Raw genomic sequence first — 18913 nt, forward strand, 5'->3', positions numbered from 1 at the left:
GTTTTTAGACAGTCTACTTGACAGGGTTATGACCACTCCGTTGGGGCTATTTTTCAGATTTCGCCTCAGACTGTTCTGTCTGACCTTCTTCTTCCTCCGCTAAATATGAGCGCATTCCCCGAATAAATAGTTCACGGATCACTTCACTTTGCGTCTTGCTGTTGACACGAGAACGGATTAATTCCAGCTCGGCTACCAACTCGGAATCAAGGTGAAGATTGATGGTCTTCCCTTTACTCCTTGGATGGAGTTCATAACAGCCGGAACTGTGACGGAGTTGACCGTCTATGACCGTCTTATTATCGAACTGATCGGGGTCTATTACGTAGAGGCAAGGCGCTTCCAGAATAATATGGGTCAGTTCTTCGCTAAATCGAATGGCGAGGGGCTGCCCCTTTTTTTTGTGCAGATCGCGTATGCTCCGCGAGATTTCCTGATTGGTAATCGTATTTTCCAGAGTGATCACTGCCAGTTCCATAGTGCCTCCTTACGGGAGTATCAAATCAGTTTCGGCCACTGCTTCTACCACTTCTCCCGTTTCTTCCAGTTGGACTTGATAACGAAAGCGATCTTCCTCTCTATTGATGGAGGTGACCAAAGCACCCCTGTTCCCGGTTGGCACAATGAGCTGGACGCGATCCAAAATGTCAAAGGCTGGGCAAAGCATCCCTTTTTCATATAGAAAACGATATACGTCATCGCGTGGATACAGAAATCGTTTGTTTCCTTGCTTACTTTCTAGCAGAGGAAAACAGTCACGTTCATCGACGACCTCTCCGAGATAACCACTGTCTGCCCACCGTTTGATGGTAGCCATGCTTCCGTTTCGACCTTGGCGGGCTACGAGCAGATCTAATATTTCGCGCGAGGAGAGGTAGGACAGGCGACGCTGACGTTGGTCGTTGTAGGCACGGTGCTCCATCTCGAGTAGCTCTAGCTGCTCTGAGAGCTCCGCAATCTGATTTTGAAGTCGGGCAATCTGTTGTTCGTAATCTTTCATCTTCTGTCCTCCTCCCACTTTGTTTGTTTCAACATATTCGCAGTTGAAATCATTCATTCCAATAGCTGTGCAATGATTTCGTACATTCTGTATTCCAAAAGAGAATGAAACAATCATAAAATCGTTTTTTTACACATTGATTAATAGCAAGCAAACAAATATTTGGAGAATTGGTAAGGAGGTTGTGAAGAGATGGGCGTCCCGAATGAATTGCAAAACAATTTCAGGGAAGTAGTACCGGCGTTAAAACCGAAGGAAGCCATCGATGAGGCAAACCGTTGCTTGTATTGCTATGATGCACCCTGTATCAAGGCTTGTCCGACGTCGATCGACATTCCTTCCTTTATTAAAAAAATCTCCACGGGGAATTTGTACGGATCGGCACGCACGATCATGGAATCCAATCCGGTGGGAGCGAGCTGTGCCCGCGTCTGTCCGACTGAGGAGTTATGCGAAGGTGCCTGTGTACTCAATCACGCCTCGAAGCCAATCATGATCGGACTTTTGCAGCGGCATGCGACAGATTGGGCCATCCAAAACAACGCGACGTTATTTAAAAAAGGCGAGGAAAATGGGAAAAGCGTCGCCATTATTGGGGCAGGACCAGCTGGTTTGTCGGCAGCACGAGAGCTCGCACGTTTGGGGTATCAGGTGACGATGTTCGAAGCCAAAGAAAAAGCAGGCGGATTGAACACTTATGGCATCGTTTCCTTCCGTCTCCCGCAAGAAATCTCCTTGTGGGAAGTAGAGCAGATCGAAGCACTCGGTGTAGAAATCCGTACAAACACGAAAATCGGGGTAGACGTAATGGCGGAAGACTTGCTGGCTAACTACGACTCGGTACTGCTCGCCGCAGGTATGGGGAATGTACCTGATTTGCAGATAGATGGCGAAGACCTGGATGGCGTGCTGGATGCCATTACATTAGTCGAAGAGACAAAGACAAAGCCACTGGCGAATGACATGGTCGGCAAAAAAGTCGTTGTCATCGGAGCTGGAAATACAGCAATTGACGCTGCTACCTGTTCGAAGCGTCTGGGTGCAGACAACGTTCAGATCCTGTATCGCCGTACCGTGAATGAAATGTCCTGTTATCAGTTCGAATATGAATTTGCCAAGCAAGATGGCGTGGAGTTTCGTTGGCTGGTAGCACCTTCACGCATCCTTGCTGAAAATGGTCGTGTCAAAGGATTGGAATTGACGCGGATGGAGCTGGGGGAACCAGATGCCAAGGGGCGGAAGCGTCCGGTACCTATCGCAGGAAGCGAGTTTGTCATCGAAGTAGACTACGTAGTGAAAGCAATCGGCCAGCAACGACATGTATCGATGATAGATGCTTTCGGCATTCAGCATCGTAGCGGGGTCGTTGCGGTAGAGGATACCACTTACCGGACGAGCAACCCGAAAGTGTTTGCGGCGGGGGATATCATTTTCGGTGGAGGGAAGACAGACGCGATGGTCGTAGATGCAGCCAATCATGGCAAACGTGCGGCACATGCCATCCACAGCGCTTTGACCGACCAAAAGCATCCGATTTAAGGAAGAAGAAATCTCGAAAAAATGGAGGAGAACGGATCATGGCAGATCTTAGCATCAATCTGGCAGGCATACAATCCCCCAACCCGTTTTGGCTGGCTTCCGCACCACCGACCAACTCTGGCTACCAGGTACAGCGCGCGTTTGAAGCTGGATGGGGCGGGGCAGTCTGGAAGACCCTGGGGGAACCAATTATCAACGTTACATCGCGCTTTGCGGGATTGAACTTCGGAGGGCAGCGCGTCTTTGGTTTTAACAACATCGAATTGATCACCGACAAACCGCTTGAGGTCAATTTGAAAGAAATGGATGAAACAAAAAAACGATTTCCAAAGCATACGCTGATTGCCTCCTTGATGGTCGAGCACAAACAGGAGGCCTGGCACGAAATCGTGAAAAAGGTAGAGGCTATCGGGGTAGATGGGCTGGAATTAAATTTCGGCTGTCCGCACGGGATGGCGGAGCGAGGAATGGGCTCGGCTGTCGGACAGCACCCAGACTTGATTCGGCAACAGGTGGAATGGGTTAAGGAAGTGGCCCAGACACCCGTCATCGTCAAGCTAACACCAAACATTACCGACATCCGGTTTACGGCGAGGGCTGCTTCCCAAGGAGGCGCTGATGCGATCAGCATGATCAACACCATCAACAGCTTAATGGGAGTGGATCTGGACAGATGGCTCCCTGTTCCTCATGTGGATGGCAAGGGAGCGCACGGCGGTTATTGTGGCCCAGCGGTCAAACCAATCGCCCTCAACATGGTGGCCGAATGCGCGCGTGATGCTCAGGTAGGTGTTCCAATCTCTGGCATTGGCGGTATTTCCAATTGGCGTGATGCTGTTGAGTTTTTATTAATGGGAGCAACGGGCGTACAAGTGTGCACTGCTGCGATGCACCATGGCTTCCGAATCGTGGAGGATATGATCGATGGCCTGAGCAATTATCTCGACCAGCGTGGGATTGCCTCGGTCATGGACATCGTAGGCAAAGCGGTTCCTACTTATTCGGATTGGGGGCACCTCAATCTCAACTACAAGGTGGTCGCACGAATTAACGAGGAGACCTGTATCAACTGCAACAAGTGCCACATCGCCTGTGAAGATACGTCTCACCAGTGTATTGACATTATCGCGGACGAGGTGACAGGAAAGGAACGTTTGATCGTACGCGAAGATGATTGCGTAGGCTGCAACCTGTGCTCCATCGTATGTCCAGTGGAGGGTACTATCGATATGGTGGAAATCCCTAATGATCTGCCACCGCTCAGTTGGAATCAGAGACAGGCAGCATTGGCTGCCAATGGTTCGAGTGAGGCTTGAGAATCAGGCAAACGTAATCTTTTCGAAGCAGGCCGCATAGCCTGTACTAGTGAAGGCACGTCTTAATGTGCCCAGACCAAGGATGAAAAGGGAGGGGCAAGCATGAAAAAATGGATTCGCGGTGGGACTATCGTAACGGCTGCAGATACCTATCAGGCAGACGTTCTCGTAGAAGGAGAAAAGGTCGTCGCGATCGGATACAATCTCGACACGACGGGTGCGGAAGAGATTGATGCGACGGGCTGTTATTTGCTGCCTGGAGGGATCGACCCACATACGCATCTCGACATGCCGTTTGGTGGGACCGTTACCTCGGACAATTTCTTTACAGGTACCAAGGCAGCAGCTTTCGGTGGAACAACGAGCATCGTTGATTTCTGCTTAACAAATAAAGGGGAATCCCTACAATCGGCGATAGCCACCTGGCACGAAAAAGCACGTGGCAAAGCTGTGATCGACTATAGCTTTCACTTGATGGTCTCTGATGCGAACGACCAGATCCTCGAGGAGCTGGAGACCGTCGTTGCCAATGAGGGAATTACTTCACTGAAAGTGTTCATGGCGTACAAAAACGTCCTGATGGCAGATGACGAGACGTTGTTCAAAACATTAATCCGTGCAAAAGAATTGGGAGCGCTCGTCCAAGTGCATGCCGAAAATGGAGATGTACTTGACTATTTGACCAAGCAGGCGCTGGCAGAGGGCAATACGGATCCGATCTATCATGCCTACACGAGACCCCCAGAGGCAGAAGGTGAAGCGACTGGTCGCGCGATCGCATTGACAGCTCTGGCAGATGCGCAGCTGTACGTCGTGCACGTTTCATGCGCAGATGCTGTACGCAGGATTGCAGAGGCAAGGGAAAAAGGCTGGAATGTCTATGGGGAGACGTGCCCGCAGTATCTCGTCCTGGATATCACGGATTTGGATCAACCTGATTTTGAAGGAGCTAAATACGTCTGGTCACCACCGTTGCGAGAAAAGTGGAACCAGGAAGTGCTTTGGAGCGCCCTGAAAAATGGGATTCTGCAAACCGTTGGATCAGACCATTGTCCATTTAACTTTGCAGGTCAAAAGGAATTGGGAAGAGGCGACTTCACGAAGATTCCAAATGGTGGGCCTATCATCGAAGATCGTCTGACGTTGCTCTTCTCGGAAGGGGTACGACAAGGAAGAATCAGCCTCAACCAGTTTGTGGACCTCACCTCGACTAAAGTAGCGAAACTGTTTGGGATGTTCCCACAAAAGGGTACCATTGCCGTTGGCTCGGATGCGGACATTGTGCTGTTTGATCCTTCTGTGAAGAGAACCATTTCTGCAGCGACGCACCATATGAACGTAGACTACAACCCCTTTGAAGGAAAAGAAGTGTACGGTGAAGTCATTTCGGTGCTGTCGCGGGGTACTTTTGTGGTACGCGACAAGCAGTTTGTCGGTCAGGCAGGCGCTGGACGATATTTGAAACGGGCGAGGTTTACGCGTCCGTAGGATAGGGTATAGAAAGGAGAAGGGAACGGATGGTAAATAAAGTGAGCATCGGGCTGATCCAGGCAAAGAACGATGTAAATGGAGATGAGCCTGTTCATCTCCATAAGGAAAAGGCGATTGAAAAGCACGTAAAAATGGTGCGTGAAGCCGCTGCTAGAGGAGCGCAGATCATCTGCCTCCAAGAAATCTTTTACGGTCCTTACTTTTGCTCCGAGCAAAACTCCAAATGGTACGAAGCCGCTGAGGAAGTGCCGAATGGACCTACTGTACAGTTATTCTCCTCGTTGGCACGCGAACTTGGTACCGTTGTCATCCTGCCGGTTTACGAGCGGGTAGGAATCGGCACCTATTACAATACTGCTGCCGTTATCGATGCAGATGGTACGTACCTCGGAAAATACCGAAAACAGCATATTCCTCACGTTGGCGTGGGTAGCAATGGATACGGTTTTTGGGAGAAGTATTACTTCAAGCCGGGGAATCTGGGCTATCCAGTGTTTGAAACGGCATTTGCCAAAGTAGGCGTCTACATTTGTTACGACCGCCATTTTCCTGAAGGAGCACGGCTATTGGGGCTGAATGGAGCGGAGATCGTCTTCAATCCATCTGCTACTGTCGCTGGTCTTTCTGAATATTTGTGGAAGTTGGAACAGCCTGCACATGCCGTTGCCAATGGATACTACGTCGCTGCCATCAATCGAGTCGGATTGGAAGCGCCATGGAACATGGGTGAGTTTTATGGACAGTCCTATCTGGTCGATCCGCGCGGACAATTTGTCACAGTCGGTAGCCGGGATCAGGACGAGGTGATCGTCGCCGAAATGGATAAAAACAAGATCCATGAGGTGCGTGACACCTGGCAGTTTTATCGCGATCGCCGTCCAGAAACGTATGAAGACATGGTCAAACTTCTGCCTTGATGGAAAAGAGGGAAGCGCCACATAGCGCTTTCCTCCTTTTCGCATGAAAGGGAGGTTCCCATCACTGGAATGTGAGGAGAGTACAGGGATGAGGCAAATCGTATATCGTGGGGTGGAGTACGGTGAGGCATTGAGGGTGGTGCGAGCTCAGCGCTATGAACGCGAAGAGCGACGCCATTTTGTCAACGGGGCGAGTGCTAAGGCAGTATTTGGAGCGGGTGTCTATTTGGTGAGTAATCCCGAAGTCGCAGCCCAGTACGCAATCTGTCATGCAGAGACTGTCTGGGACAGGGCGGCCATACTGCGCCAGGAAGTAGATGTGGCCGGTTTATTTTGTTTGGACGAGCGTTATGGAGAAAATGAGTTGCGAACAGATGCACTACGTACCAAGCACTCTGCCGAGTCCTTAGAGCATCGCTCTCACGTGATGGGCTACCAGGAATGGCTGGAGTGGACTGGAGATGAGGTGCGTACTTATCTGCTTGCAGCAGGATACAGGGGACTTCAGTACCGGATCAGCCCTGAACTAACTTACTATGTTTGCTACCAGCCTGAGGTGCAAATTTACGGGATTTCCATTTTATCGGTATTGGATCTAAGAGAAATCACCTAAGACTATCGACTTGTCTAAGGTGATTTGGTAAGATTAGACAATATTCGAGCTTTTTCTACATTATTTTTATTTTTAACAGGAGGATTGCCAAACAACAATGAGTCTCTTTCGGAATTTAAGCACAAGAGCAAAACTGTTTAGTCTGATCATTATGATGGCTGTGTTCTTAGTTGGTGTCGGTTTCACCGGGTATTATCATGTGAAAGTAGCGGGCGACCGGATTCAATCCATGTATGCAGAGCAGCTTCTTCCCGTCAAATGGATTAACGACTGGCGACAAGAAATGCGTGCGATCGATGGATTGGTGTATAAAATGATCCTCGACCCGTCTCCAGCTGTTCTGGCTGAGTATAAAACAGAGCTGGAGCAACGCATGGGAGATGCGAACCAAATTTTCGAGAACTTGAAACAGACCCACCTGGATCAGACTGAGCAAGAAAGCGTCAATATGCTGCAGGAACTATTGACCCAATATCGTGGTGATCAGAGTGAAGTGATCAAAATGATTGAGGGCGGTGACCCACAACAGGCATATTCGTTCTATCGCGCAACCGATAAGACTCTCAACTGGATCAATCAGGAGCAGCTTACCTGGGCGAACTACAAGTCGCAACAAGCTGAGCAAATTCGTCAGGCGAATGAAGCAGATTCCCAAAAAGCGGTAATGGTTTTGGCAGGAGTAGGTGTACTCTCTCTCGTGGTGGCCATGGCGCTCGGGTATTTGATTTCCCGCATGATTTCGGAACCTCTTCGAGTCGTGGCGAAGCGAATGCAAGAGTTGGCTCATGGGAACTTGGCTGTTGCTCCCGTCAGCTATGTGACCCGTGATGAAGTAGGAAAGCTCGGTATCGCATTTAATGACCTCGTAAGCAATTTCCGTTCTCTGATTGAACAAGTTAAAGTAGCTGGGGAACAGGTGGCAGCCTCTTCAGAGGAGCTGTCGGCAAGTGCAGAGCAATCCGCACATGCTACCGAACAATCTATCGAAAGCGTACAACAGATCGCAGGAGCTTCTGAAGTACAAACACAACGGACGCAGGAAAGTGTACGTGTGATGGAAGAAATGTCCATTGCTATCCAACGTATTGCGGATACTTCCGGTGCTGTATCGGAAACATCTGCGCAAGCCGCTATGGAAGCAGAGCAAGGAAATACGCACATCCAAAAAGCCGTTTCCCAGATGGACTCGATATCGCAATCCGTCAATCATGCTGCGGAATTGGTGCAGCTGCTGGGTGTTCGCTCTGAAGCAATTGGTCAAATCGTCGATGTCATTACAGGAATCGCTTCGCAAACAAACTTGCTTGCCCTAAATGCTGCGATCGAAGCGGCTCGTGCCGGTGAGCATGGTAGAGGGTTTGCTGTCGTGGCGGATGAGGTGCGAAAGTTGGCTGAGCAGTCAGAAGAATCAGCTAGAGAAATCGCACGATTGATTGGTGAAATCCAGCACGAGACCACACAGGTCGTGAATGTGATGCAGGATGGAACGAAGGAAGCAGAAAAAGGAGCGATCGTTGTACAGGAAGCGGGGGCAACCTTCCAGCGTATCGTAGCCTCTTCTCAGGAAGTGGCAGACCAGATTCAAGATGTGTCTGCAGCAACCGAACAAATGTCGGCGAGCGTGCAACAAGTAGCTTCTGCCATGGAAGAAATGAACCGTTTGGCAGAAGAAGCCGCTGTACATACCCAAGGCGTATCTGCCGGAGCAGAAGAACAACTGGCATCCATGCAGGAAATCGCGCGATCCAGCAACAATCTCAATCAGCTTTCCCACGAGCTGCAAGAGTCTATTAGTCAGTTCAAGTGGTAGAACTCCTTACGAACGCAAAAGACTGGCGTCCCATTTGGGATACGCCAGTCTTTTGCATTTGCTAGTAGGGATGCCGTCTAGGAAGCTTGCGATTCGCTCGTCCTTGTCGTCACTTTTTCATAATCTTTCACACTCATGATCGTTGTATCGTTCTTCATCATCCACGTGTACAGCACCAAAGATATGAGCAGGCCGATTGTCCAAGCATTATCCCAAATGATGGAGAGAGCCGGAATGTATTTACTGATAAACGGAATGGCAATCCCGATCAGCATCGCCCAGAGTGCGCGCGTATTGAAGCCTGTCTTGTACGAATAAATACCATTGGTCTTGTACAGCTCCGTCAAATGAATTCGTCTTTTCCGGACCAACCAGTAGTCGGCGATCGCAATTCCATCAATAGGGCCGAGCAACGCGCCGTACGTACCGAGCCACAAGAAAATGTAGTTCCCAAAATTTTCGAGGATGTACCAAGGCTGCATTAGCAAGGAGACAACACTGGCGATAATGGCACCGTGTTCATAAGTCAGTCGACGTGGGGCGAGATTTTCCACAGCGCGTGCAGGAGCGACGATATTGGCCGCTACGTTGGTAGTCAACGTAGCGAGGATAATCCCGATCGTACCGAGGAAGATCGCAAATGGCGAAAATTTAGCCAAAACTGCAGCCGGATCCCAGATGGCTTCTCCGTAAATGACGACGGTAGCGGAGGCAACAGCTACCCCAATAAAGGAAAACCCCCCCATCGTAGTAGGTAAGGAAGAAGATTGCCCTACAACTTGAGCTTTCTGACTCTTCGCATATCGGCAAAAGTCAGGAATGTTCAAAGCCATAGTAGCCCAGAAAGCGATCGCTCCTGTAAGGGCAGGGAAGAATACCTTCAAGAAGTCAGCTGTGGAGGTAAATTTCGAGGGTGCGGAAAGCATGGGGCCCCAGCCACCTGCTTTCGTCAGAGCCCAAACAAGTAAGGCGAGACTCATGATGATGAGGATCGGTGCTGCCCAGGCCTCCATTTTCTTGATCGCTTCCGGACCGCGATAGGCGACCCACACGTTCAAGATCCAAAAGCCAAAGAATGCGATCCACAAATGTCCTGTTACGTGCTCCCATCCCGTCATGGACATCAGCAACGTGTCGATAGCGGCACCACCGAACCAACAGTTGATGCCAAACCACCCTGCGCCGATTAGTCCACGGGCCACAGCGGGTATATGAGCACCCTTCGAACCAAACCAGAGCCGTGCGAATACGGGATAGGGGATTCCAAATTTTGTCCCCGCATGTGAATTGAGAAGAATTGGAATAAGGACAATACAATTCCCTAGGATAATCGTGATAATCGCTTGCCACCAGTTCATGCCCAACGAGATCAAGCCGGCTGCCATAGCGTACGTGGGCAAGCAGATCGACATCCCGATCCAGAGACTCGCAAAGTTGTAGGAACTCCAGGTATGCTCAGCTCTGGTTGTCGGACGGAGCCCTTCGTTGTACAGTGGGCTGTCCTTCACCAGTTGTTCGCCTTCTTTCGTAAGCGTAACGATTCCGCCAGATTCCGCCTGTGTTTTCATACTAAATCCCTCCTTTTCCACTAGTCATTCAGGTATTCGGACAGCCGCCCCAGTTTGTCTCGAATACAAGTTGTAACATTATATTGGGGGAAAGAAGACCTAATTCCACAAATTTCGCGCGAAAAAATGCTTAATTTACAAGGTTTTTGATCCGGTACGATCTGGTAGGGTCAATCAGACAGCTCACGTGTTTCAAAACGAAGAATCTACCGTTATCTAGAGGTTGGATGGTAAGATGAACCAAGAGGTGAAATTTGTGACAACAACCAAATTACGATTGTCTTTGCAAACCAGAATGATCGTCTTGTTTACTTTTGTCATTATTCTCATTATTGGTACAATGGGGGCTATCTTTTCATCTATTATTGGGTCGTCGATTGAGGAACAACTGGGAAAAAAGGCATTGAGTGTGGCTAAAATCGTTGCGAACGACCCAGAATTGCGCCACGCTTTTACAACTCAAAATCCTTCAGCCTTGATCCAACCGATTGCCGAAAATATTCGCAAACAGACAGATGCCGAATTTGTCGTCGTGGGGAACCGAGAAGGAATTCGTTATGCGCATCCACTGCCAGATCGGATTGGGAAAGGGATGGTAGGTGGTGACAACGAACTAGGTCTCATGTATGGTCAATCCTATATTTCCAAGGCGGTGGGAAGTCTAGGGCCTTCCTTGCGGGGGAAAGTTCCCATCAAAGACGACAAGGGGGAAGTCATCGGGATCGTATCCGTAGGCTTTTTGCTGGAGGACATTGAGCATGCCATCGGTGATTATCAGGAGAAAGTGTTTGTCATCATTATTCTCGCCCTGCTCTTTGGGGTTGTCGGCGCGATTGGAGTGAGCCGCTATTTGAAGCGTGTCATTCTCGGTCTAGAGCCGGAAGAAATAGCAGCGCTGTATGTGGAGCGCAATGCGGTTCTGGAATCCGTCCGGGAAGGTATTGTCGCCATCGACCGAAACAACAAGGTCACGATGATGAACAAAGCGGCGATTCGCATACTGGATCTCCCGCACGACGATTTCCATCGAAAAGAAATCACAGAAGTTTTGCCTGACAGTCGTATGCCGGAAGTGCTCGAATCAGGAGAGCATCAGCTGGACCGGGAAACCATTCTCGTGGGGAAAGAGATTATTGTAAACCGCATTCCCATGAAATTTGGAGAAAAAGTAGTAGGTGTCGTAAGTAGCTTCCGCCCCAAGTCAGAGATTGACAAGCTTGTCTCGGAGTTGTCGCAAACTCGTCGGTATGCAGACGTGCTGCGTGCCCAAACTCATGAATTTCACAATCTTTTGTATACGATCTCTGGACTGCTGCAGCTCGGTTCCATTCAGGAAGCAGTTGAGCTCATCACCAGTGAGACATCAGCCCAGCAGGAAATGCTTCTCTTTTTGGCCAAGCAAATTCCGGATCCTCTCATCGGGGCTCTCCTATTAGGGATGCATAATCGTGCAAAAGAACTGAAGATTCAGTTTCAGATCAATCAGGATAGTGGCCTGAAAGCACTCCCACCATCGATCAACAGGCAGCAAGTGGTTGTTTTGCTCGGTACGCTGATCCAAAACGCGCTAGAGGCTGTCAATGAGTCCAACGTCGAACAAAAAGTGGTAGAGTGCTACTTATCGGATACAGGGGAGGAGATCTTGTTTGAGGTAGAAGACTCCGGTCCGGGTGTACCCGAAAAATGGCGCGAGGCTATCTTTCAGGATGGCTTTAGCACAAAGCCTGGGGAGCATAGAGGACTCGGTTTGGCAAAAGTGCAAGGGATTATCGAGGAAATGAAAGGCTATATTTTAGTGAGTAAGAGTGAATGGGGAGGAGCGCTCTTTACCGTTTCCCTCCCGAAAGAACGGAGGGGTCTCGTTGCACAAGGTAGAAGTGCTTATCGTGGAGGATGATCTACGGATCGTCGATATTAATAGACGGTTCGTCAGCAAAATAGAGGGGTTTGAAGTCATCGCGACAGCGACAAACGGAGCAGAGGCCAAAGAGCTGCTGTCCTTTACACATCCACATTTGGTATTGCTCGACGTGTATTTACCGGACATGCTTGGAATCGATCTGGTCTGGCACATCCGTCAGCATTACCGCAACGTGGATATCATTATGATTACGGCTGCCAAAGAGATGGAGATGGTACAGGAGGCACTGAGGGGGGGAGTGTTCGATTATATCGTAAAACCTCTCGTTTTTGAACGTTTTCGGGACCGACTGGAGAGCTATCGCGAACATCTGTGGAGGACAAATGACGCCGGAGAAGTCGATCAAGATGTCATCGACCGAATCATGACGCGAAGTCTGAACCAGAGCAAGTCACGAGAAACGGTGATGCCTAAAGGAATCGATCTGCTCACGCTGGAAAAGGTGATCCAGGCGATCCGGCGAACGGGAGAAAAAGGAGTCTCTGCCGAAGAGATCGGAAAAGAGATAGGGACGAGTCGAACAACTGCAAGGAGGTACCTAGAATACCTCGTGCTGGAGAAAAAAGCCCGTGCTGATTTAATCTACGGGACGGTAGGGAGACCGGAACGGAAATATCGCTATTTGTAAGAACGGTCCATGAACAATATGAACACAAAGTTCTCAAAATTCAAAATAGACCTTATGCACGAAAACTATCCACCAACCAATCCCCGTGTTACGTTTATTCCAAGCTTTGAATGCGCTTACATAAACGTAGGTAAAGGGGGATGCAAGATGCAAAAGAGAAAAGTATGGATTGCCCTATCGGTATTTTTCACGCTCGCTCTAACAGCTTGTGGGGGAGGAAATGCAGGTACAGGGAACACAAGTGCTCCGGCTAATTCTGGAGGAACAAGTGGACAGGCGGCGCCTGCTGCTTCCAATTATCCGGAAAAACCACTCGCCATCGTCGCGCCGTCTGGTGCAGGCGGAGGATGGGATAAGACAGCTCGCTCCTTGGCAAAAGTCCTGAATGAAAGCAAATTGGTGACTCAAACCATTACGGTGGAAAACAAGCCAGGAGGGGGCGGCACCGTATTCATGGCAGAGTATGTCAACAAGGATAAAGGGAATCCGTACCGTCTGTTCGTCAGTTCGCCACCAATTTTGATCAATAATGATAAAAAAGAAGGAAATACGCCATATGGGTATCGAGAAGTAACCCCACTGGCACAAATGACGAAAGACTTCGGTGCTCTGGTCGTGAAGGCAGATTCTCCTTACAAAGATATCAAGAGTCTGTTGGAAGCGATCAAAGCGGATCCAAGCAAAATAACGCTTGCTGGGGGATCGGCTCCGGGGTCCATGGACCATTTGGTGAGTGTTCTGCCTGCAGCGAAGTTTGGAATTGACCCGAAGAGCGTCAAATATGTTTCCTATGATGGCGGTGGCGAAGCGATTGCTGCATTGCTGGGTGGAAATGCTGATATGATTGCAACCGATGCATCCGGGGTAGGCGAATACCTGAAGGCTGGAAAAGTTCGCGTACTGGGTGTTACCTCTGAGCAAAGATTAACCGGCGTGTTGGCTGATGTTCCTACGCTAAAGGAACAAGGTGTTGATGCGACCTTCACGATTTGGCGTGGCGTATTCGGGCCAGCTGATATGCCAGCAGACGCGAAAGCTTATTGGGATGCAAAGCTGAAGGAACTGAACGACAACGAGGTATGGAAGAAAGAGCTGGCAGCAAACGGATGGGAAAGTGAATACAAGGACGCAGCTACCTTTACCTCATTCCTAGAAGAGCAAGACAAACTGGTAAAAGAACTGCTGACATCGCTCGGCATGGCGAAATAAGAAAAGGAGGGGGCTACCTCTCCTTTTTCATACGGGTAGGAGGGACTATATGAATCTGACATTTGATCGTTTCGGAAGTATCCTTTTCGCACTCATAGGAGCCATGTTTATTGTAGAGAGCCGTTCGATTTCCACCAGTGCCTACGGAAGCGAAGTAGGGCCGAATATGTTTCCACTCGGTCTCGGTATCATTTTGATTTTACTCAGTCTGCGGTTGTTTTGGGAGACGCTGAAGCACAAAGGCACAATAAACGCGACTGCTTCTGCTGACAAACTGAACTACAAGCGCTTTCTTCCGATATTGGTAGCGACCTTTCTGTACGTTTTTCTATTAGAGACTCTTGGGTATGTGATCGCATCATTTCTATTTCTGACGTTTGCCTTTCGGGTCATGGGAAGCGCAAGCATCGTGAAAGCTGCTCTGGTTTCCCTGGTTTTTTCTGCAGGCGTATATTTCATTTATGTCTATCTTCTAAAAGGAACGCTGCCGGAGTTTCCTGCCTGGCTCGGCGTGTGAGGAGGAATAGTAAATGAGTGCGCTACAGTATTTGGGTGATGGCTTTCTTCTTGCTCTACAATGGCATAATTTGATCTATGCCTTTGTTGGTGTTTTGATTGGAACGGCGGTAGGGGTCCTCCCCGGCATCGGTCCGATGAGCGGTGTGGCTCTGTTGATGCCTGTGACGGCATCGCTGACGTCCGGACTTCCTCCTGAGGATGCGGCAGCAAGTGCGATCATTTTGCTTGCGGGCGTTTACTACGGGGCGATGTACGGCGGTTCGACGACATCCATCTTGTTGAACACGCCTGGGGAATCTTCATCGGTCGTCACGACATTGGACGGGTACCAAATGGCGCGCCAAGGACGAGCAGGGACGGCGCTATCCATTTCTGCCATTGGTTCATTTGTAGCGGGGATCGTGGCTCTGATTGCTCTCGTTTTTCTGGCTGATCCGCTGTCTGACCTCGCACTGAAATTTGGACCGGCCGAGTATTTTTCGCTCATGATCCTCGGGTTGTGTGCAGTGAGCGGTTTAGGTGGGAAGTCGATGACGAAAGCATTGATGATGACAGTCTTCGGCTTACTACTCGCGACAATCGGGATTGACAGCGTTTCAGGTGTGGCTCGCTTTACCTATGATATTCCAGATCTGTATCAGGGCCTGGAGTTTTTGACCATTGCTGTTGGCCTGTTTGCCTTAGGAGAAGTATTCAAAACGATTCTGGAGACAGACAAATCCAATACAGATATCATTAAGGTTGGACGGGTCTTGCCTTCCGTGGCTGATCTAAAGCAAAGTGCCGCCCCGATTGCTCGCGGCTCGATCTTGGGGTTTTTTATTGGGGTTCTGCCGGGAGCTGGAGCTACACTTGCTTCGTTTTTTGCCTACATTCTCGAAAAGAAGCTGAGTAAAGATCCGTCCCGTTTTGGAAAAGGGGCCATCGAGGGTGTTGCTTCGCCGGAGTCCGCCAACAATGCCGCTTCAGGTGGTGCTATGGTGCCACTTTTGACGATGGGTATACCAGGATCGGGCACGACTGCTATCTTGATGGGTGCCCTTCTGATGTACAATGTACAGCCAGGCCCTTTGCTGTTTACTGATCACCCGCAAGTCGCCTGGGGACTCATTGCCAGTATGTTTATTGGGAACGTCATGCTGCTGATTCTGAATATGCCTCTCGTCAAGGTTTTTGCAAAAATCATTGAAACCCCTTCGGAATATTTAATTCCGTTGATCATTGCCATTTCTGTATTTGGTGTCTATGCCGTACAAATTAGCACATTCGATCTTGTGTTACTGGTAATCTGCGGGGTTGCCGGCTACTTCCTTTCTAAAAATGACTTTCCGCTCGCTCCACTCGTCCTCGGACTCGTTCTCGGTCCCATGATCGAAAACAACATGCGTCGTGCGCTAACCACATCCAATGGAGATTTTATGATCTTCATTAACAAACCGATATCTGCGGTCTTTCTTGGATGCGCGCTACTCTGGCTGATTATCCCGATTCTGCTGAAAAAGCGTGGGAAACAGGTCGTGATTAGTGAAGAGGCATAACCTGAAGAGTCGTCCCTTACGTAGGTGACCTACAAAAAGGGACGCTTTTTTTGCCTAAATTGGCAGAACCTTTTAAATAATAGGTGGTCAAGGTATAGTTAACCATACAGGACACATTTTCCAAACGAGAAAAAGGATTAATCTGGAGGGAAAGCAAAGTGGAGATCACCCAATTGGACACACCATCGTTACTGCTGGACTTAGACGTTATGGAAGCCAATATGAAACGGGTCGACAGCTATGCAAACGAACATGGGATATCCTGGCGTCCTCATATCAAGACGCATAAATCGATTGAAATTGCGAAAAGACAGATCGCCAATGGGGCATGCGGGATTACGGTTGCCAAAGTATCTGAGGCAGAAGTCATGGCAAATGGTGGCATCAATAACATCTTGATTGCCTATCCACTCGCTACCCACAAGAAGCTGGAGCGTGTAGCAGCGCTACTTTCCAAAGCGACGATCATCCTCACGATTGATTCTGTGGAACAAGCGACGCACGTCCAACAATTTTTTCAACACATCGGACAAGACATAGAGGTCTGGATCAAAGTGGACTCGGGATTGAAACGTTGTGGTGTCGATCCAGGAGAACCAACTTTGCAACTGGCTCAGCATGTGAGCGAAAATTGCCCAAGTCTTAGGCTAAAAGGACTGTACACGCACGCTGGACATTCCTATGCGGCTTCGTCCTACGAGCAAGTCGTAGCAATTGGCCGATACGAGGGCGAATGCATTGTAGAGAGTGCCCAGCTTTGCGAAAATCACGGCATTCCTATCGAGGTTAGAAGCGTCGGCTCGACACCGACCTTTGAAGTCGCGGGTAAGGTGCCCGGGATCACGGAGGTTCGTCCGGGAAATGCCGTGTTCTACGATGCCATTCAGGTAGGATTGGGCGTCGCAACGTATTCACAATGCGCGCTTCGCCTGATGGGCACAGTGGTCAGCAATCGCCCAGGGGAAAGACTTGTCTTAGATACAGGAAGTAAATCGCTGTCTTTGGACCAAGGAGCGCATGGGAATGCAACGGTAAAAGGATATGGCCACGTAGTCGACCACCCGGAAATCGTGATTCAACGTCTCTCGGAGGAGCACGGAATCGCTACGATTGATGGAAACACGACCCTCGGTCTGCTCGACCGCGTCCAGATCATTCCGAATCATGCATGTACAGTGATGAACCTGTTTGATCAAGTATATGTTGTACGCGATGGACAGGTCATTGAGACATGGAAGGTAGACGCCAGAGGTAATGTACAATAAAAGGTTTGACAGATTGTCGTCCGCCCAGTATCATTGGAAAAATTTATGAGCGCTGTTCTGCGGTTCTTACCTGGCAGAACAGTCAGGGGAGACACAATCATGTTACGAATCACACCTGTCACACTAGAAGGAAAGCTTGTCCGATTGGAACCATTACGCCCAGAACATCGTGAGGGACTGTGGGAAGCTGGCCACTTCGAGGAAATTTGGACCTACATGAGCGTAAAAATGGCCAAGCCGGAAGACGCGTGGAGTTTTATCGATTCAGCTATGAAAAATGAAGCGGAAGGAACAGAGCTTCCTTTCGTGATTATTAATCAACAAGATGGGAAAATCATCGGAAGTACGCGTTTCCTAAATATTTCGCAAAAGGATCGGGGTCTGGAGATTGGCTTCACTTGGTTGACGCCGTCGGTCTGGAAGACAGCAATCAATACGGAATGCAAATGGCTCTTGATGCGTCATTGCTTTGAGGAGTTAGGTTGCATTCGCGTACAGCTCAAGACGGATTCGCGAAATCTCAATTCCCAACGGGCGATTGCTCGGATTGGAGGCGTCCACGAAGGCGTTTTGCGCAATCATGTGATCTTGCCTGACGGATATATCAGAGATTCCGTTTATTTCAGCATTGTAGATCGCGAATGGCCAGCTGTGCAGGAAAAGCTGCATTTGTTGCTGTTTGGTGAATAAACACGTGGAACGATTGTGGGGCGAGCGGAAGGGTGTACAATAGAAGAGCAAAAGGTCTGTTGTACATTTTATGCTTCTTGAGAAATGAGGGTATTCATGAGACTGCGAATCTTGCCGGCTGGTTTCGTGCTATTGGTCGGAGATCTGATCGCCTTCCTGCTGTTCGCTTACTATGGAAAGCTGGCCCATCATATGCCTGTATCGTTACTTGGGATACTGGATACACTCGCCCCGTTTTTGGTTGGCTGGATTGTGGCAATTCTTGTATTTCGAAGCTATGGCTATAAAGCGTATGCATCATTTGGCTCATTACTTTTGTTCACCCTTCTTACTTGGACGTTAGCTGCCCCGATCGGTTTGGTCGTTCGAGTCTGGTGGACCGGAATACCCATGACTTGGACCTTCACATGGGTCGCCTATGTGATCACTCTGGCGTTTCTACTCGGCTGGAGAATCCTGTTTGCCATCGGATACGCGATCTGCAGACGATATCAACGCAAACTGGCGTGAGTGTGGAGTAGAATGGAGTAAAGAGACGGAGTTTGGTTACGCTATCCTTTGACAACATCAAGGGAGGTGGACCGCTTGGGCAAAAACAACAACAGCCAGGACCTGGGTAAAAACCGTGGAAAAACGCTGGACGAGAAAGACAAGAACACGAATTTGCGACAATCTCAACACAATGATCGCAATGAAGGGACAAGTAAAAACCGCTGATTTTCAGCGGTTTTTCTTTTTTCTACTATCGGAAAGTATTAAAATTTTAAGGTTGATAGTGTAAGCGCAACTAAGGCTCCGCCGGCGCCAAGGCTTGGCAAAGCCAAGTTTTCTAATGTGGATGGCGCTCAAATGGGCACGATTCCAGAAGCATTATGTTATAATAGGTTTT

Annotated in this window: 18 protein-coding genes; 15 read left to right on the forward strand and 3 right to left on the reverse strand. The window is 49.2% G+C overall.

Annotated features, from left to right (window positions below; genetic code table 11):
- Positions 1–46 precede the first annotated feature (46 nt).
- Together AN963_RS24480 and AN963_RS24485 are read right to left on the reverse strand one after the other, a co-directional pair.
- Positions 47–478 carry a hypothetical protein gene (locus tag AN963_RS24480; protein ID WP_055747145.1) on the reverse strand — a complete coding sequence of 144 codons (432 nt, stop codon included), beginning with the start codon at positions 476–478 and terminating at the stop codon, positions 47–49.
- A 9-nt stretch (positions 479–487) separates the two neighbouring features.
- Entirely contained in the window at positions 488–1000 is a 513-nt protein-coding gene (locus AN963_RS24485) for a hypothetical protein (protein WP_055747146.1), read from the reverse strand.
- A 192-nt stretch (positions 1001–1192) separates the two neighbouring features.
- On the opposite strand from AN963_RS24485, the gene AN963_RS24490 reads away from it, so the two are divergent.
- The 6 genes from AN963_RS24490 to AN963_RS24515 all read left to right on the forward strand — a co-directional run bounded on the left by AN963_RS24490 (position 1193) and on the right by AN963_RS24515 (position 8686).
- Positions 1193–2539: an NAD(P)-dependent oxidoreductase gene (locus AN963_RS24490; RefSeq protein WP_055747147.1), complete on the forward strand. Its 1347-nt coding sequence runs from the start codon at positions 1193–1195 to the stop codon at positions 2537–2539.
- A 38-nt stretch (positions 2540–2577) separates the two neighbouring features.
- Positions 2578–3855, forward strand: a complete 1278-nt coding sequence (preA, locus tag AN963_RS24495) for an NAD-dependent dihydropyrimidine dehydrogenase subunit PreA (protein WP_055747148.1) — start codon at positions 2578–2580, stop codon at positions 3853–3855.
- Positions 3856–3957: 102 nt separating this feature from the next.
- Positions 3958–5343 carry a dihydropyrimidinase gene (hydA, locus tag AN963_RS24500; RefSeq protein ID WP_055747149.1) on the forward strand — a complete coding sequence of 462 codons (1386 nt, stop codon included), beginning with the start codon at positions 3958–3960 and terminating at the stop codon, positions 5341–5343.
- Positions 5344–5372: 29 nt separating this feature from the next.
- Positions 5373–6263, forward strand: coding sequence for a nitrilase-related carbon-nitrogen hydrolase (locus tag AN963_RS24505; protein ID WP_055747150.1), 891 nt, complete (start codon positions 5373–5375; stop codon positions 6261–6263).
- A gap of 88 nt (positions 6264–6351) precedes the next feature.
- The gene (locus AN963_RS24510) at positions 6352–6876 is read left to right on the forward strand and encodes a hypothetical protein (RefSeq protein WP_055747151.1); all 525 of its coding nucleotides are present in this window, start codon (positions 6352–6354) and stop codon (positions 6874–6876) included.
- Positions 6877–6973: 97 nt separating this feature from the next.
- Positions 6974–8686 carry a methyl-accepting chemotaxis protein gene (locus tag AN963_RS24515; protein WP_055747152.1) on the forward strand — a complete coding sequence of 571 codons (1713 nt, stop codon included), beginning with the start codon at positions 6974–6976 and terminating at the stop codon, positions 8684–8686.
- A gap of 77 nt (positions 8687–8763) precedes the next feature.
- On the opposite strand, the gene AN963_RS24520 is transcribed toward AN963_RS24515, so the two are convergent.
- A complete protein-coding gene (locus AN963_RS24520) occupies positions 8764–10254 on the reverse strand; it encodes an NCS1 family nucleobase:cation symporter-1 (RefSeq protein WP_055747153.1) in 1491 nt (496 codons plus the stop codon).
- 235 nt (positions 10255–10489) lie between these two features.
- On the opposite strand from AN963_RS24520, the gene AN963_RS24525 reads away from it, so the two are divergent.
- The 9 genes from AN963_RS24525 (at position 10490) to AN963_RS32325 (ending at position 18741) form a co-directional block, all read left to right on the forward strand.
- Entirely contained in the window at positions 10490–12151 is a 1662-nt protein-coding gene (locus tag AN963_RS24525) for an ATP-binding protein (protein WP_407922563.1), read from the forward strand.
- Positions 12117–12803, forward strand: coding sequence for a response regulator (locus AN963_RS24530; RefSeq protein WP_055747154.1), 687 nt, complete (start codon positions 12117–12119; stop codon positions 12801–12803). The genes AN963_RS24525 and AN963_RS24530 overlap by 35 nt, the downstream gene beginning before the upstream one ends.
- 147 nt (positions 12804–12950) lie before the next feature.
- Complete coding sequence (locus AN963_RS24535) at positions 12951–14012, forward strand: tripartite tricarboxylate transporter substrate binding protein (RefSeq protein ID WP_055747155.1); 1062 nt, start codon at positions 12951–12953, stop codon at positions 14010–14012.
- A gap of 49 nt (positions 14013–14061) precedes the next feature.
- Positions 14062–14529, forward strand: coding sequence for a tripartite tricarboxylate transporter TctB family protein (locus tag AN963_RS24540; RefSeq protein WP_055747156.1), 468 nt, complete (start codon positions 14062–14064; stop codon positions 14527–14529).
- 13 nt (positions 14530–14542) lie between these two features.
- Entirely contained in the window at positions 14543–16069 is a 1527-nt protein-coding gene (locus AN963_RS24545; RefSeq protein ID WP_055747157.1) for a tripartite tricarboxylate transporter permease, read from the forward strand.
- 158 nt (positions 16070–16227) lie between these two features.
- On the forward strand, positions 16228–17334 hold the full coding sequence (locus tag AN963_RS24550; protein WP_236708077.1) for a D-TA family PLP-dependent enzyme: 1107 nt from the start codon (positions 16228–16230) through the stop codon (positions 17332–17334).
- A gap of 99 nt (positions 17335–17433) precedes the next feature.
- Positions 17434–18024, forward strand: coding sequence for a GNAT family N-acetyltransferase (locus AN963_RS24555; RefSeq protein WP_055747158.1), 591 nt, complete (start codon positions 17434–17436; stop codon positions 18022–18024).
- A 96-nt stretch (positions 18025–18120) separates the two neighbouring features.
- On the forward strand, positions 18121–18534 hold the full coding sequence (locus AN963_RS24560) for a DUF3054 domain-containing protein (RefSeq protein WP_055747159.1): 414 nt from the start codon (positions 18121–18123) through the stop codon (positions 18532–18534).
- Between the two features lie 75 nt (positions 18535–18609).
- The gene (locus tag AN963_RS32325) at positions 18610–18741 is read left to right on the forward strand and encodes a hypothetical protein (RefSeq protein ID WP_269084411.1); all 132 of its coding nucleotides are present in this window, start codon (positions 18610–18612) and stop codon (positions 18739–18741) included.
- Positions 18742–18913 lie beyond the last annotated feature (172 nt).

Origin of the sequence: Brevibacillus choshinensis (genome assembly GCF_001420695.1) — a bacterium.
Lineage (GTDB): Bacteria > Bacillota > Bacilli > Brevibacillales > Brevibacillaceae > Brevibacillus > Brevibacillus choshinensis.